This window comes from Streptomyces sp. NPDC000151 (assembly GCF_040301705.1).
Classification (GTDB): Bacteria; Actinomycetota; Actinomycetes; order Streptomycetales; family Streptomycetaceae; genus Streptomyces.
This window is the reverse complement of the sequence record NZ_JBEPFC010000024.1, coordinates 17,951-32,842: the sequence shown is the minus strand read 5'-3', so window position 1 is coordinate 32,842 and position 14,892 is coordinate 17,951. Positions and strand designations below refer to the sequence as shown.

Below are 14,892 nucleotides of genomic sequence, written 5' to 3'. Positions count from 1 at the left end.
GTTCGAGTCATGCCTCCTGCTGATACCAGGGCGTCCGCCGTCACCCGCGCGGACGCCTCTGCCCTGTCGTCCACCACCGCCGATTCCGCCGCCCCCGCTGCCGACCCCGAGGCCGGCAAGCTGCGGCCCGGGGGCCCCGGCTACCGCCGGATGAGCTTCGCCCTCTTCGCGGCCGGCATCTCCACCTTCGCCCTCCTGTACTCCACGCAGGCGCTGCTGCCCGCCATCTCCGACGACCTCGGGGTGCGCCCGGACCAGGCCAGCTGGACCGTGTCGGCGGCGACGTTCGGGCTCGCGCTCGCGGTGCTGCCGCTGAGCGCCTGTTCCGAGCGGTTCGGCCGCCGCACGATGATGACCGTCTCGCTGTCGGTCGCCGCCGTGATCGCGATGCTGGTGCCGTTCGCGCCCTCCCTCGGATCGCTGATTGCGCTGCGCGGGCTCCAGGGCGTGGCGCTGGCCGGCGTCCCGGCCTCGGCGATGGCCTTCCTGGCGGAAGAGGTACGGGCCAAGGCGCTGGTCGCCGCGGTGGGGCTGTTCGTCGCGGGCAACAGCATCGGCGGCATGTCGGGCCGTATCGTGACCGGCTGGGTCGCCCAGGCCTGGGGCTGGCGGGCCGCGCTGGGCGCGGTCGGCGTGATGGCCGTGGTGTGCGCGGTGGTCTTCCGGCTGATGGTGCCGAAGGCGCGGCACTTCGTACCGAAGGCGGTCGGCCCGAAGGCGCTCGGCCGGACGATCCTCGGCCACCTCTCCGACCCGCTGCTGTGCCGCCTGTACGCCATCGGCGCGCTCTTCATGACGGTCTTCGGCGCGGTGTACACGGTGATCGGCTACCGCCTCGTCGGCGAGCCGTTCTCGCTGCCGCAGGGCATCGCGGGCTCGGTCTTCCTGGTCTATCTGGTCGGTACGGTCTCCTCCGCGGCGGCCGGTCGCCTGGTCGGCCGGCTGGGCCGCCGAGGGGCCCTCTACCTGGCCGTCGGCACGACGGCGGCGGGCCTGCTCCTCTCCCTCGCCGACGTCCTGGTCCTGGTCGTCCTCGGCCTGGTCCTGATCACCGCCGGCTTCTTCGCGGGCCACGCGGTGGCGTCCTCGGCGGTCAGCCGCACGGCCAAGACGGCCCGTGCGCAGGCGTCGGCGCTGTACCAGAGCGCGTACTACATCGGCTCCAGCGTGGGCGGCGCGCTCGGCGCCGCCGCCTTCCACGCCGGCGGCTGGCCCGCCACGGTCGCCCTCGGCCTCCTGGCCATGGTCGCGGCGGCGTCGGTCACGCTGTACGCCACGCGCAAGGCGGTCGCCGAACAGCGCGTCCTGCACCTGCAGAAGGCGGCATAGCCGCCCCCAAGCCCGAAGGGGCCGCCCCGCCACCTGTCCTGGCGGGACGGCCCCTTCGTCTGTTCGTCATCGGTCGACGGGGAAGAGCCCCGTGTCGAGGGTGAGACCGAAGGGAGCGGGCAGGTCCAGTTGATCGCCGAACTTACCGCTCCACAGCACGCGGTAGACGTCGTCCGTGGTCTCGCCGTAGAGGGTGATGGCGGGGCCGGCGGGAGCCCACTGGTCGATGAGAAGGTACAGCGGGACGCCGGCTCGTGCGTACCCCACGGCCTTGGCGATCCGGTCGTTGCGGGCCCCTGTCGTAGGTCACGCCATACCAGCACGCCCAACGGGACCGGTGGCGGTCCACCGGTCCCGTTCACCCGTACGAGAAAACCCCAGGTCAGGCGATACGTTCCAGCACGACGGGGGGCGGCGTGGCGGGCTTGGCTTCGGGGGCGATCAGTACGCCGCCGTCCAGGGCCTCCAGGGCCGCGGGGAACTTTTCCGGGGTGTCCGTGTGGAGGGTGAGGAGGGGCTGGCCCGCGGTGACCGGGTCACCGGGCTTGGCGTGGAGTTCGACGCCGGCGCCGGCCTGTACCGGGTCCTCCTTGCGGGCGCGGCCGGCGCCCAGGCGCCAGGCGGCCAGGCCGACGGCGTAGGCGTCGAGGGTGGTGAGGACACCGGAGGCGGACGCGTGGACGGTGTGCTGTTCGCGGGCCACGGGGAGCGCCGCGTCCGGGTCGCCGCCCTGGGCGCGGATCATGCGGCGCCATACGTCCATCGCGGATCCGTCGGCGAGCGCCTTGGCGGGGTCGGCGTCCCCCAGCCCCGCCGCGTCCAGCATCTCGCGGGCCAGGGCGAGGGTCAGCTCGACCACGTCGGCGGGGCCGCCGCCCGCCAGGACCTCGACGGACTCGCGTACTTCGAGTGCGTTGCCCGCGGTCCGGCCGAGGGGGGTGGCCATGTTGGTGAGCAGGGCGGTCGTGCGTACGCCGTGGTCGGTGCCCAGCTCGACCATGGTCGCGGCGAGTTCGCGGGCGTCGTCGAGGTTCTTCATGAAGGCGCCGGAGCCCACCTTCACGTCCAGGACCAGCGAGCCGGTGCCCTCGGCGATCTTCTTGGACATGATGGAGGAGGCGATGAGCGGGATCGACTCGACCGTGCCGGTCACGTCGCGCAGCGCGTAGAGCTTCTTGTCGGCGGGGGCGAGGCCGGCGCCCGCCGCGCAGACGACCGACCCGACGGAGCCCAGTACGTCCAGCATCTCGGCGTTGGAGAGCTGCGCGCGCCAGCCGGGGATGGCCTCCAGTTTGTCCAGCGTGCCGCCCGTGTGCCCGAGGCCGCGGCCGGAGAGCTGCGGTACCGCGGCGCCGCAGGCCGCGACGAGGGGGGCCAGCGGCAGCGTGATCTTGTCGCCGACGCCGCCGGTGGAGTGCTTGTCGGCGGTGGGGCGGGCGAGCGAGGAGAAGTCCATCCGCTCACCGGAATTGATCATCGCGGCGGTCCAGCGGGCGATCTCCTTGCGGTTCATGCCGTTGAGGAGGATCGCCATGGCGAGGGACGACATCTGCTCGTCGGCGACCTCACCGCGGGTGTAGGCGTCGATGACCCAGTCGATCTGATCGCCGGTCAGCTCGGCGCGGTCGCGCTTGGCGCGGATGACGGAGATGGCGTCCATCGGCTTCCTTTCCGTGATCGCATGCAGTTCAGCGGTACATCAGCGGGACAGGTGTTCCGGGCCGAAGGCGTCCGGGAGGAGGTCGGACAGCGGTCTGATCCCGGACTCCGTGTCGAGCAGCAGGTCGGGGCCGCCGTGCTCGTACAGCAGCTGGCGGCAGCGGCCGCAGGGGATCAGGACCTTGCCGTACCGGTCCACGCAGGCGAACGCGGTGAGCCGGCCGCCGCCGGTGGCGAACAGCTCGGAGACCAGGCCGCATTCGGCGCACAGGCCGAGGCCGTAGGAGGCGTTCTCCACGTTGCAGCCGGTGACGGTGCGGCCGTCGTCCACGAGGGCCGCCGCACCGACGGGATAGCCGGAGTAGGGCGCGTAGGCCCGGGACATCGCGTCCCGGGCCCGTTCGCGCAGCTTCTCCCAGTCGGGAGCGTCGGTCACGTGCGCGAGCCCCCTCGCTGTACGTCGGTCATTTGCCCTGGCCCCTTCGGTACGCCTTGCCGATGGCTTTCGGTGCCCGCAGCCGCTGGGCGGACAGCGACAGGACCAGCAGCGTAGCGATGTACGGCGCGACGGAGACGATTTCCAGCGGGACCGTGTCGGTCGTGGCGTACCAGAGGGCGAGCAGCGCGGCGACGACGAGGCTCGCGATGCCCTGGAGGCGGTGGCCGCCGCGCAGTTTCCAGATCGCGAGGCCGACCAGCAGCACCGCGAGCAGGAGCAGCAGCGCGTGCACGGTGGTGCCGCCGCCGCGCAGCTGGAAGGCGTCCATGAAGCCGAAGAGGCCCGCGCCCATGGCGACGCCGCCGGGCCGCCAGTTGCCGAAGATCATGGTGGCGAGGCCGATGTAGCCGCGGCCCCCGGTCTGGCCGTCCTGGTAGATGTGCACGTAGATGGCGAGGAACGCGCCGCCGAGGCCGGCCAGCGCGCCGGAGACGATCACCGCCGCGTACTTGTACGTGTACACGTTGACGCCCAGCGACTCAGCCGCGACCGGGCTCTCGCCGCAGGAGCGCAGCCGCAGCCCGAAGGACGAGCGCCACAGAACGAAGAAGCTGAGCGCGAAGACGACCGCGGCCAGCACGGCGAGCCAGGAGACGTTGGTGACCAGCGAGCCGAGGATGCCGGCCAGGTCGGAGACCAGGAACCAGTGGTGCTTCTCGATGGACAGCAGCCAGTCGGAGAGGCCGGGGACGGTGAAGGTCGGCATGTCGTCCATCGGCGGCGACTGCTTGTCGTTGCCGCCGGCCTGCGCGGCCGCGCTGCCCTCCGCGCCGAACCACAGCTTGGCGAGGAACTGGGTCAGGCCGAGCGCCATGATGTTGACGGCGACGCCGGAGATGATGTGGTCGACGCCGAAGGTGACGGTGGCGATCGCGTGGATGAGGCCGCCGAGCGCGCCGCCGAGGACGCCGGCCAGCGCGGCCGCCCAGGGCCCGTGCTCCCAGCCGACGAAGCCGGCCGAGAACGCGCCGAGCATCATCATGCCTTCGAGGCCGATGTTGATGACGCCGGAGCGCTCGGCCCACAGGCCGCCGAGCCCGGCGAGGCCGATGGGGACGGCGGCGTTGAGGGCCGCGGTGTACTGCCCTGAGCCGGTGAGGTCGGTCGCGCCGGTGACGACGCGGAGCAGGGAGAGCAGGACGAGGGCGCCCGCGATGATCAGCAGGACCTTGGGGTAGGTCAGCTTCGTGCGAGCGGCGGCGAGCCGGCCGCCCTTGCCGCCGGGGTCCTTCGCGACCGGGGCCGTGAGGTTCTGGCTCACGCGGACACCTCCGCCTTGTCGGTCTTGCGGGCCTGCGCGGCGAGCTCCTCGCCGACCTTGCGCTGCTGGATCCGCAGGCCGTAGCGGCGTACGACTTCGTAGGCGATGACCACGCACAGCACGATGACGCCCTGCATCACGCCGACGATCTCCTGCTCGTAGTCCTCGAACTCCAGCTGGGTGCCGGTGCGTTCCAGGAAGCCCCACAGCAGCGCGCCGGCGGCCATGCCGAGGGGGTGGTTGCGGCCGAGCAGCGCGATGGCGATGCCGGTGAAGCCGATGCCGACGGGGAAGTCGGTGCCGTAGTTGTACGAGACGCCGAGCAGCGTCGGCATGCCGATCAGGCCCGCCGCCGCGCCGGAGAGCAGCATGGACGTGACAATCATGCGCTTGACGCTGACGCCGCCGGCCTGCGCCGCGGACTCCGACCGGCCGACCGTACGGAGGTCGAACCCGAAGCGGGTGCGGCCGAGCACGAACCAGTACGCGAGGCCCACGACGGCCGCGACGACGAGGAAGCCGTCGAGCGGGTCGGGCTGGGTCGGGATGGTGAAGAAGTGGCTGGAGGCCGGCAGGTCCGGGGTGTGGAAGAGGTTGCCGTCCTTCACCGCGAGCCGGCCTTCCTGGAGGAAGTAGCCGATCACGGCGGCCGCGATGGAGTTCAGCATGATGGTCGTGATGACCTCGCTGACCCCGCGGGTGGTCTTCAGTACGCCCGCGATGCCCGCCCAGACCGAACCGACCAGCATCGCCACGATGATGACGATCGGGATCTGCAGGAAGCCGGGCAGGGTGAGCGCGCCGCCGACGACCGCGGCGAAGAAGGCCGCGATGCGGTACTGGCCGTCCACGCCGATGTTGAAGAGGTTCATCCGGAAGCCGATGGCCACGGCCAGCGCGGAGAGGTAGTACGGGACGGCCTTGTTGATGATCCAGACCTGGCTGTCGCTCTTGGAGCCGAAGTCCGCCATCACGGCGTAGGCGTGCAGCGGGTCCTTGCCCGTGGCCAGGATGATCACCGAGGTGATGAGCAGGGCTGCGACGATGGCGAGGACCGGGGCGGCGATGCCCAGGGTCAGCTTCGTACGGTCGAGTTTCTTCACTCCGCAGCGCCTCCCCCGGTCTCCGTGCCGTCCTCGGCGTGCTCCAGGTGGCCGCTGGCGGCGCCGGTCATGGCCGAGCCCAACTCCTCGGGGGTGACGGTGGCGGGGTCCGCGTCCGCGACCAGCCGGCCGCGGAACATCACCCGCAGGGTGTCGGACAGGCCGATCAGCTCGTCCAGGTCGGCGGAGATCAGCAGGACGGCCAGGCCCTCGCGGCGGGCCTCGCGGATCTGGTCCCAGATCTGCGCCTGCGCGCCGACGTCCACGCCGCGCGTGGGGTGGGCGGCGATCAGCAGCTTGGGGTGGTGGCTCATCTCGCGGCCGACGATCAGCTTCTGCTGGTTGCCGCCGGAGAGCGAGGCCGCGGTGACCTCGATGCCGGGGGTGCGGACGTCGTACTCGGCGACGATCCGCTCGGTGTCGGCGCGGGCCGCCTTCAGGTCCAGCAGCCGGCCCCTGGAGTTGGGCTTCTCGGTGACGTGGCCGAGGATGCGGTTCTCCCAGAGCGGGGCCTCCAGCAGCAGGCCGTGCCGGTGCCGGTCCTCGGGGACGTAGCCGATGCCGTCCTCGCGCCGCTTGCGGGTGGGCGCGTGGCTGATGTCCGTACCGTCCAGGGTGATGGTGCCGCCGTCCGGGTCGCGCATGCCCATGATGGCCTCGACCAGTTCGGCCTGGCCGTTGCCCTCGACGCCGGCGATGCCCAGGACCTCGCCCTTGTGGATGGTGAAGCCGATGCCGTCCAGGACGGCCCGTGCGACGCCGTCGGGGTCGGTGGCGCTCAGCCGCAGCCCGTCGACCGTCAGCATCGGCGTCTCGGTGACGGTGGACTCGCGGGTCTCCGGCGAGGGCAGCTCGCTGCCGACCATCAGCTCGGCCAGCTGCTTGGGGGTGGTCTCCCCCGGCACGACCGAGGCGACGGTCGTGCCGCGCCGGATGACGGTGATGTCGTCGGCGACGGAGAGCACTTCGCCCAGCTTGTGCGAGATGAAGAGGACCGTGAGGCCCTCGGCCTTGAGCTCGCGCAGGTTGTCGAAGAGCGCGTCGACCTCCTGCGGGACCAGCACGGCCGTCGGCTCGTCGAGAATGAGCGTACGGGCGCCGCGGTAGAGGACCTTGAGGATCTCCACGCGCTGCCGGTCGGCGACGCCGAGGTCCTCGACCAGGACGTCGGGGCGGACGTTCAGCCCGTACCGGTCGGAGACCTCGATGACGGCCGCGCGGGCCGCCGCGCCGATGCCGTGCAGCTTCTCGGCGCCCAGGACGATGTTCTCCAGGACGGTGAGGTTGTCGGCGAGCATGAAGTGCTGGTGCACCATGCCGATGCCGCGGGCGATGGCGTCGGCGGGGCTCGCGAAGCTCACCTGCTCGCCGTCGATCCCGATGGTGCCCTCGTCCGGCTTCTGCATGCCGTAGAGGATCTTCATCAGGGTGGACTTGCCCGCGCCGTTCTCCCCGACCAGGGCGTGCACGGTGCCGCGCCGGACGGTGATGCCGATGTCGTGGTTGGCGACGACGCCGGGGAACCGCTTGGTGATGCCGCGGAGTTCGACGGCAGGGGCCGCGGCGGGGGCGCGCTCTGCCGGGGGGCTGCTGGACGCTGTGATGGCGCACTCTCCTCGGAGGGAAGGAGCGAGGGCGGGGCGGAGCAGGTCCCCGCCCTCGGACACAGGCTCGTGGAGCTCTTACTTGGCGGGGGTCTCGGCGACCTTGACCTTGCCGTCGACGATCCGCTTCTTGGCCGCGTCCAGCTTGCCCTTGAGGTCGTCGATGTAGCCGCCGGAGGTGGCCAGGCTGACGCCGTCCTGCTTCAGCGTGCGGTGGACGGTGCCGTGCAGCGGCTTGCCGTCCTTGACGCTCTTGATCACATCAAAGACCGCCACGTCGACGTTCTTCACGACGGAGGTCAGGATGTGGTCCTTGTACTTGGCCAGGCCCGGCTGCGCGTACTGGTCGGAGTCCACGCCGATCGCCCAGGCGCCCTTCTTGCCGGCGACCATCTCGATCGAGCCGGAGCCGGACTGGCCCGCCGCGGTGTAGATGACGTCCTTGCCGTCGTCGAGCATGCCCTTGGCCTTGCCCTTGGCGGCCGCCGGGTCGTTGAAGCCCTTGTCGTCGTTGGCGTAGAGGTACTGCGAGGTCACCTTCACCTTGGGGTCGGTGTCCTTGACGCCCTGCTCGAAGCCGGCCTGGAACTTCTGGATCAGCGCGTTGTTCACGCCGCCGATGAAGCCGACCTTCTTGGTCTTCGTCTTCAGGGCCGCGGCCACGCCGGCGAGGTAGGAGCCCTCGTTCTCGGAGAAGTTGATGCCGTAGACGTTCTTGGCGGTGGACGGCGAGTCCACGACCGCGAAGGTGGTCTTGGGGAACTTCTTCGCGACCTTGTTGACGGAGTTCCCGTAGTTGAAGCCGACGCCGATGACGGGGTTGAAGCCGGCCTCGGCGAGGGAGGTGAGCCGCTGCTCGCGGTCGGCCTCCGTCTCGCCGTTCTTGGCGGTCATGAGCTTGGACTTCACGCCCAGCTCCTTGACGGCCTTGTCGGTGCCGCGGGCGGCCGCCTCGTTGAACGAGTGGTCGTCCCGGCCGCCGACGTCGAAGGCGAGGCCGACGCCCTTGTCCTTGCCGGCGGCCTCGGTGGAGGATTCACCGCACGCGGTCAGCGAACAGGCGAGGGCCGCGGAGGCTATACCCGCGGCAGCGATCTTGGTTACCCGGCGCACGAGGGGTCCCCTTCGGCTCGTAGCGCCTCCTACGGCGCTGATTCCGCCGCATCGTAACGCGCGTAGATGCCAGATAAAGGGGTGTCTGGAAGCCGTTATCGGATCGTCGCGAAGCGCGGCCGACGGCTGTGTCTACAGTGCGTTGCGGTCGAGCAACGCGGCGGCCGTGAACAGCTCGACGCCCACCCGTACCGCCTCCTCGTCCACGTCGAAGTCGCCCTGGTGCAGATCGCGTCCGGTCGGGTCGCCGACCGGCTTCACGCCGAGCCGCGCCATCGCGCCCGGCACCTTCTCCAGGTACCAGGAGAAGTCCTCGCCGCCGAGGGACTGCTCGGTGTCCTCCACCGACTCGGCGCCGCGGCGGGCCGTCATGGCGTTCTGCAGCAGCGAGGTGGTCATCGGCTCGTTGACCACGGGCGGCACCCCGCGCACGTACGTGATCTGCGACTTGGCGCGGTGCAGCGTGGCGACCTCGTCGATCGCGGCGTAGACCAGGTCCGGCGCCTGCCGCCAGGCGTCCAGGTCCAGGCAGCGGATCGTGCCGGACAGCTCGGCGCGCTGCGGGATGACGTTGCACGCGTGGCCGGTCTCCAGACGGCCCCAGGTCACGGCGAGCCCGGCCCGGGCGTCGACCCGGCGCGCGATCAGCGCGGGCACGTCGACGGCGACCCGCGCGGCGGCGGTGACCAGGTCGGTGGTCAGGTGCGGGCGGGCCGTGTGGCCGCCGGGGCCCTCCAGCGCGACCTCCAGCCGGTCGCAGGCGGAGGTGATCGCGCCGGTCCGCAGCCCGATGCGGCCCACCTCGACCTTCGGGTCGCAGTGCACCGCGAGGATGCGGCCCACGCCCTCCAGTACGCCGCAGTCGATCGCGTCGGTGGCGCCGCCGGGCAGCACCTCCTCGGCGGGCTGGAACAGCAGCCGTACCGGTCCGGGCAGCAGGCCCTGCGCCGCGAGGTCGGCGAGCACCAGCCCGGCGCCGAGCACGACGGTGGTGTGCACGTCGTGGCCGCAGGCGTGGGCGCGGTCGGGCACCGTGGAGCGGTAGTCGACGGTCTTGGTGTCCGGGATGGGCAGCGCGTCGATGTCGGCCCGCAGCGCGAGCATGGGGCGCCCGGCGGCCGGTGTCGTACCGGGGTCCGTGCCGATGTCGCAGATCAGACCCGTACCGGTGTCCAGCACCCGCGGGGCGAGGCCGGCCTTCTCCAGCCGCGCCTTGAGCGCGGCGGTGGTCCGGAACTCCTGGTTCCCCAGCTCCGGGTGCATGTGCAAGTCCCGCCGGAAGGCGATGAGTTCGGCGCGCAACTCCTCGGTGAGCGCTCCGGGCAGGGAACCGTGTACGGGGCTGGCATCGGCTTCGGGTCCGCGGGACATCAGTTGGTTCACCCGCTGAAGGTTACGGGGCCGAGCGGGGCAACTGTCCGTCGATCAACAAAAGTTCAGCCCGTTAGGGGAAGACAATCTAGGCCGCCCGGCGCATGGACAGGTCATCGAGGGGGTATGACGAAGGGTTTCACGTATCGGCGAAACCCAAACCCCCGACCTGCCGGCGGCACCCGGCCCTGCGGCCGTCAGCAGGTCCCGGCGTAGGTGAGTCGCTGCACGTCACGGGCGGTGCCGGTGACGCCGGAGAGAAATCCCTGGGCGCGCGGGGACGCCTTGGTGGTGAGCCAGGCCGGATCCACGTCGCACACCGCGACCTTCACACCGGTGCCGATCAGCGCGAGCGGCAGGGTGTGCACCACGGTGGACGGGAAGCTGAGGATCGTGCGCCCGATCGGGCCGCGCCGGGCGATCAGTTCGAGCGGCAGGTCGGGCCGGACGATCTCCAGGCCGGTGGCCGCCGCGAGCGCGTGCAGCTTGTCGGCGCTCTCCCTGCGGTGCGCGAAGTAGCGGGTGGCGCCGTGCGTACGGGCCAGGGCGCGGACGGCCGTGAGGTAGTGGTCCGGGTCGACGACGCCGGTCTCCACGAGGGAGGTGCCGACGATGTCGGTGCCGCGGGTGAGCCGGGGCGGGCCGAAGCGGGCCCGGGTCCAGGCGAAGTCGTTGGCGGTGACGCGGACGCCCGGCGGGGGCTCGACGGGCATCGAGGAGAAGACGCCGACGGTACGGCCGTCACTGTCGGGTACGGGGGTCAGCCGGCGGCGTGCGACGGCGGAGAACGGCGCGAAGAGGAGGTCGCGCGGCCCGCGGCTGCCGCCGCTGCGGTGCCAGCGCACCAGCCGCTCGCCGCGCGCCAGCTGGGAGATGAACTCCATGGTCGCGGTGCCGTCGTCGACCACGACGAGGTCCCGGGCCCGGGCCAGCGTCAGCAGCAGCTGGACGTAGCGCGAGAACGGGTCGCCGATGACGATGCGGCGGGCGCGGCGCAGCAGCGGCGCCAGGCCCCCGATGGTCCGCAGGGGGGCGGCAGCGCCGCCGCGCGCCTCCTCCCAGCGGACCGTGTATCCCTCGTCCCGGGCCAGCTCCGCCATCCGGCGCAGCTGGCCGCGGGTCATCGGGTCGTGCGGGGAGAGCACGACGACCGTGATGCCGCCGGCCTGCGCAGCCTGCTCGGTATGCGCCCATTCCAGGACGTTGAGCAGCTGCACGGGGCTCTCGACGAAGGCGAGGGTGGCCCCGGCGGCGTCCGAGTGCCGCCGGGACGCCCTCCAGGGGCGCCGGGCCCCCTCTGCTGCGCTCACGGTGTCGTCGCGCTTCCTGTTCAGACCGAGACCGGCTCGCGGTCGGCCTCGGCGGCCTCGGTCTCGGCGACGACGCCCGCGACGCGGCGGAGCTTCTTCATCGGGCCGAGCTCGCTCTCGTACACCTTCTTGACGCCGTCACCGAGGGACTCCTCGATGGTGCGGATGTCGCGGACCAGGCGGGTCAGGCCGCCCGGCTCGACGGAGGCGGCCTGGTCCGAGCCCCACATGGCGCGGTCCAGGGTGATGTGGCGCTCGACGAAGGTGGCGCCGAGGGCGACGGCGGCGAGGGTGGTCTGCAGGCCGGTCTCGTGGCCGGAGTAGCCGATCGGGACGTTCGGGTACTCGTCCTGCAGGGTGTTGATCATCCGCAGGTTCAGCTCCTCGGCCTTGGCCGGGTAGGTGCTGGTGGCGTGGCAGAGCAGGATGTTGTCGCTGCCCAGGACCTCGACCGCGTGGCGGATCTGCTTCGGGGTGGACATGCCGGTGGAGAGGATGACGGTGCGGCCGGTGGCGCGCATGGCCTTCAGCAGCTCGTCGTCGGTCAGCGAGGCGGAGGCCACCTTGTAGCAGGGCACGTCGAACTTCTCCAGGAAGGCGACGGACTCGACGTCCCACGGGGAGGCGAACCACTGGATGTTGCGCTTCTTGCAGTAGTCGTCGATGGCGCGGTAGCCGTCCTCGTCGAACTCCACGCGGTGGCGGTAGTCGATGTAGGTCATCCGGCCCCAGGGGGTGTCGCGCTCGATGTCCCACTGGTCGCGGGGGGTGCAGATCTCGGGGGTGCGCTTCTGGAACTTCACCGCGTCGCAGCCGGCGTCGGCGGCGGCGTCGATGAGCGCGAAGGCGTTCTCCAGGTCTCCGTTGTGGTTGATGCCGATCTCGCCGGTGACGTAGACCGGGTGGCCGGGGCCGGCGATCCGGTTGCCGAGGCTGCGGAGGCGGTTGTTGCTGGTCATGGAGGAGAGTTCCTTCTTTGTCGGGTGTCTCTCGCAGAGACGGGGGACGGTTGTTCCGGAGGGGTCCGGGACGGGGTGCCTCAGAGAGACGGACCGAGGAGCCAGGAGGCGATCTCACGGATCGCCCCGCTGCCCCCGGGAGTCGAGGTGACGGCGCGGGCCGCGCCCCGCACGACGTCGTGTGCGCTGGAGACCGCCACGGGCCAGCCGACGAGGCCGAAGCACGGGAGGTCGTTCACGTCGTTGCCGACGTAGAGCACGCGTTCGGGCGCGATGCCCTGCTCCTCGCACCACTGCTTGAGCGCGAGGTCCTTGCGGTCGATGCCGTGCAGGACCGGGATCTGCAGCTTCCGGGCCCGCGCCGCGACGACCGGGTTCTGTTCCGTGGACAGGACGAGCAGCTTCAGCTGCTCCGACTTGCGCAGGGCCGCGATGCCCAGGCCGTCGCCGCGGTGCACGGCGACGATCTCCCGTCCGTCGGAGTCGATCAGCACCCGGTCGTCGGTCTGGGTGCCGTCGAAGTCGAGTACGACCGCGTCCACGTCGTCCACGGTGGGCAGCGCCCCGGGGCGGGGACCGTCCAGGAGCGGCGCGAGGGCGCGGGCGCGGGCCAGGTCGTGCGGGTCGTCGACCTCCAGCACGCGTGCCGCGTCGGTGCGCACCAGTTCGGTACGGCCGAAGAAGCGGTGGCCCGCGGTGCGGAAGCCGGCCGCGTCCATGGCGTACGCGGCGCCGGTCTCCAGGAGGTCCTGGGGACGGTCCTGGCGGCGCGGCCGGAAGGACTTGTCGTGGTTGACGCCGTAGCCGCCGGTCTCGGTCCCGACGGTGGTCACGATCGCCTCGCCGCCCTCGGCGCTGCGGGTGCCGGTGGTCCGGGCCGCGGCGTCCGCGTCGTCCGCCGCGTCCCGCCACACGAAGCCGTGGAAGGGGGCGACGGTCAGCGCGGAGTCGGCGCCCTGCTCGACGACCGCGGACGCGACGCCGTCGATGTCCTCGCGGGCGAGGAAGGGGCTGGTGCACTGGACGAGGAGGACCGCGTCGACGGCGGCGCCGTGCTCGGTCTCGTACGCGTCCATGGCGTGCAGGACGGCGGCTTCGCTGGTGGCGGTGTCGCCGGCGATGGCGCCGGGGCGGCGGACGATCACGGCGCCCGCGCCGCGGGCCGTGGCGGCGATCGCGTCGTCGTCGGTGGAGACCACGACGTCCGTGATCAGGCGGGACGCCAGGCACTCGCGCACCGCGCGGGCCACCAGCGGCACGCCGCCGACGGCGGCCAGGTTCTTGGCGGGCACGCCCTTCGATCCGCCTCTGGCGGGGATGACGGCCACCACGGTGGGCCGGTCGGTCTGCGGCATCTCAGGCTCCTTCCGGAGACCGGTAGAGGGGGAAGTTCACAGCTGGCCCCAGCGGCGGATGGCGGGGGCGACGCGCTGCACGCCGTGCCGGTAGGCGCCGCGCGCCGCCTCGCGGACGGTGTCGCGGGCCATCCGGCGCAGCCCGGTCGGCTCATCCGCCTCGGCCGCGTAGCCGGGCAGCGGCTCGCCCGTCGCGTCCAGGCCGTGCCGGGCGAGGATCCCGGGCAGGTAGCCGGGGGCCGTACGGGGCGTGTAGTACGGGGCGAGCGGCGGCAGTTCGGCGGCCTCGGACAGTTCGCTGACGCGCGTGCGGGCCGCGTCGAAGGCGTTCTCGTACGTTCCGTCGGCGCAGACGCCCTGCCGGGCCAGCCACTCCGGGTCCGGCTCGGGCAGGTGGCCGGCGTCCAGCTCGTCCCAGGAGGCCAGGCAGCCGGAGCCGAGGAAGTGGTGGTTGCCCAGCGCCTCGCGGATGCCCAGGTCGGTGAGGACGGCGGTGGGGACGCCGCGGTGCAGGGACTCCAGCGCGGCGGTCGAGGAGACCGTGACCATCAGGTCGGTGCGGTCCAGGACCTCGCCCATGTTCCCGTACACCAGGCGGCAGTTGGCGGGCAGGCCGCCGGGCGTCCGGGCCGCGAGCTTCTGGTACGGGAGTTCCTCGATGTGCGTGGTGTGCTCGCCCGGCTTGCTGCGGAGCTTGATCAGCACCTCGCGGCCGGGGTGCCGGCGGGCGTGCTCGACGGCGCGGCGCAGCAGGTAGGCGCGGTCGTTCCGGTTGTCCGGCACGGAGGGCTGGACGGCGAAGACGACGGTGCGCACCTCGTCCGTACGGTCGTGCCGGGCGCCGCCGAGGAAGGGCAGCGCGCACTCCACGACGCTGCGCTCGTCGGCGTCGACGCCCCGGTAGACCGCGCGGAAGCGGTCCGCGTCGTGGCCGGAGTTGGCGAGCACCACGTCGGCGCCGTGCCGCAGCAGCAGCCCGTCGGCGAGCTTCTCGTAGACGACGCCGACGTAGCCGGTGACGACGACGGGGCGGCGGCCGCTGCCCTCCCAGGCGCGGGCCAGGCCGTGCAGCATCGCCTGCACCGCGCCGCCCACGCAGGACAGCAGGACGACGTCATAACCAGTACGGTCGACGGACCGTACGAAGTCGACCCCGCGGATCTCGCGCAGCGCGTCCGCCCGGGCCCCGACCTCGTCGAGCTGGCGGACTGTCGGCGTGGCGCGGCCGCGGAGCAGGAAGCCGTCGAGCCGGCAGCCGGGCTGGAGACGGTGCGCCGTGAGGGCGCCCCATTTCCACCGGGTGTCCGAGTCGGCGAGCACTGCGACCCG

General features: G+C 72.0%; 13 protein-coding genes. 1 reads left to right on the top strand and 12 read right to left on the bottom strand.

Going from position 1 to position 14,892, the window contains the following annotated elements:
• Window positions 1-9 precede the first annotated feature (9 nt).
• A complete protein-coding gene (locus ABT381_RS10690; RefSeq protein ID WP_351590861.1) occupies window positions 10-1,329 on the top strand; it encodes an MFS transporter in 1,320 nt (439 codons plus the stop codon).
• A gap of 66 nt (window positions 1,330-1,395) precedes the next feature.
• On the opposite strand, the gene ABT381_RS10685 is transcribed toward ABT381_RS10690, so the two are convergent.
• The 12 genes from ABT381_RS10685 to ABT381_RS10630 all read right to left on the bottom strand — a co-directional run bounded on the left by ABT381_RS10685 (window position 1,396) and on the right by ABT381_RS10630 (window position 14,883).
• Window positions 1,396-1,596 (bottom strand): hypothetical protein, encoded by a 201-nt coding sequence (locus ABT381_RS10685; RefSeq protein ID WP_351590858.1) that lies wholly within the window; start codon window positions 1,594-1,596, stop codon window positions 1,396-1,398.
• A 115-nt stretch (window positions 1,597-1,711) separates the two neighbouring features.
• Window positions 1,712-2,989: a thymidine phosphorylase gene (locus tag ABT381_RS10680; protein WP_351590855.1), complete on the bottom strand. Its 1,278-nt coding sequence runs from the start codon at window positions 2,987-2,989 to the stop codon at window positions 1,712-1,714.
• 39 nt (window positions 2,990-3,028) lie between these two features.
• Window positions 3,029-3,373, bottom strand: a complete 345-nt coding sequence (locus ABT381_RS10675) for a cytidine deaminase (RefSeq protein WP_351590965.1) — start codon at window positions 3,371-3,373, stop codon at window positions 3,029-3,031.
• Window positions 3,374-3,452: 79 nt separating this feature from the next.
• Window positions 3,453-4,748 carry an ABC transporter permease gene (locus ABT381_RS10670; RefSeq protein ID WP_351590852.1) on the bottom strand — a complete coding sequence of 432 codons (1,296 nt, stop codon included), beginning with the start codon at window positions 4,746-4,748 and terminating at the stop codon, window positions 3,453-3,455.
• Window positions 4,745-5,851: an ABC transporter permease gene (locus ABT381_RS10665; protein WP_351590849.1), complete on the bottom strand. Its 1,107-nt coding sequence runs from the start codon at window positions 5,849-5,851 to the stop codon at window positions 4,745-4,747. Before ABT381_RS10665 ends, ABT381_RS10670 begins: the two co-directional genes overlap by 4 nt.
• Entirely contained in the window at window positions 5,848-7,518 is a 1,671-nt protein-coding gene (locus ABT381_RS10660; RefSeq protein WP_351590846.1) for an ABC transporter ATP-binding protein, read from the bottom strand. Before ABT381_RS10660 ends, ABT381_RS10665 begins: the two co-directional genes overlap by 4 nt.
• Window positions 7,519-7,533: 15 nt before the next feature.
• Complete coding sequence (locus ABT381_RS10655) at window positions 7,534-8,568, bottom strand: BMP family lipoprotein (protein WP_351590843.1); 1,035 nt, start codon at window positions 8,566-8,568, stop codon at window positions 7,534-7,536.
• Between the two features lie 132 nt (window positions 8,569-8,700).
• Window positions 8,701-9,939, bottom strand: a complete 1,239-nt coding sequence (locus ABT381_RS10650) for an amidohydrolase (protein WP_351590962.1) — start codon at window positions 9,937-9,939, stop codon at window positions 8,701-8,703.
• 197 nt (window positions 9,940-10,136) lie between these two features.
• Window positions 10,137-11,156 (bottom strand): hypothetical protein, encoded by a 1,020-nt coding sequence (locus ABT381_RS10645; RefSeq protein ID WP_351590959.1) that lies wholly within the window; start codon window positions 11,154-11,156, stop codon window positions 10,137-10,139.
• A gap of 113 nt (window positions 11,157-11,269) precedes the next feature.
• Window positions 11,270-12,208, bottom strand: a complete 939-nt coding sequence (locus tag ABT381_RS10640) for an N-acetylneuraminate synthase family protein (RefSeq protein ID WP_351590840.1) — start codon at window positions 12,206-12,208, stop codon at window positions 11,270-11,272.
• 80 nt (window positions 12,209-12,288) lie between these two features.
• Window positions 12,289-13,563 (bottom strand): cytidylyltransferase domain-containing protein, encoded by a 1,275-nt coding sequence (locus tag ABT381_RS10635; RefSeq protein ID WP_351590837.1) that lies wholly within the window; start codon window positions 13,561-13,563, stop codon window positions 12,289-12,291.
• A 36-nt stretch (window positions 13,564-13,599) separates the two neighbouring features.
• The gene (locus tag ABT381_RS10630; RefSeq protein ID WP_351590956.1) at window positions 13,600-14,883 is read right to left on the bottom strand and encodes a DUF6716 putative glycosyltransferase; all 1,284 of its coding nucleotides are present in this window, start codon (window positions 14,881-14,883) and stop codon (window positions 13,600-13,602) included.
• Between the last annotated feature and the right edge of the window lie 9 nt (window positions 14,884-14,892).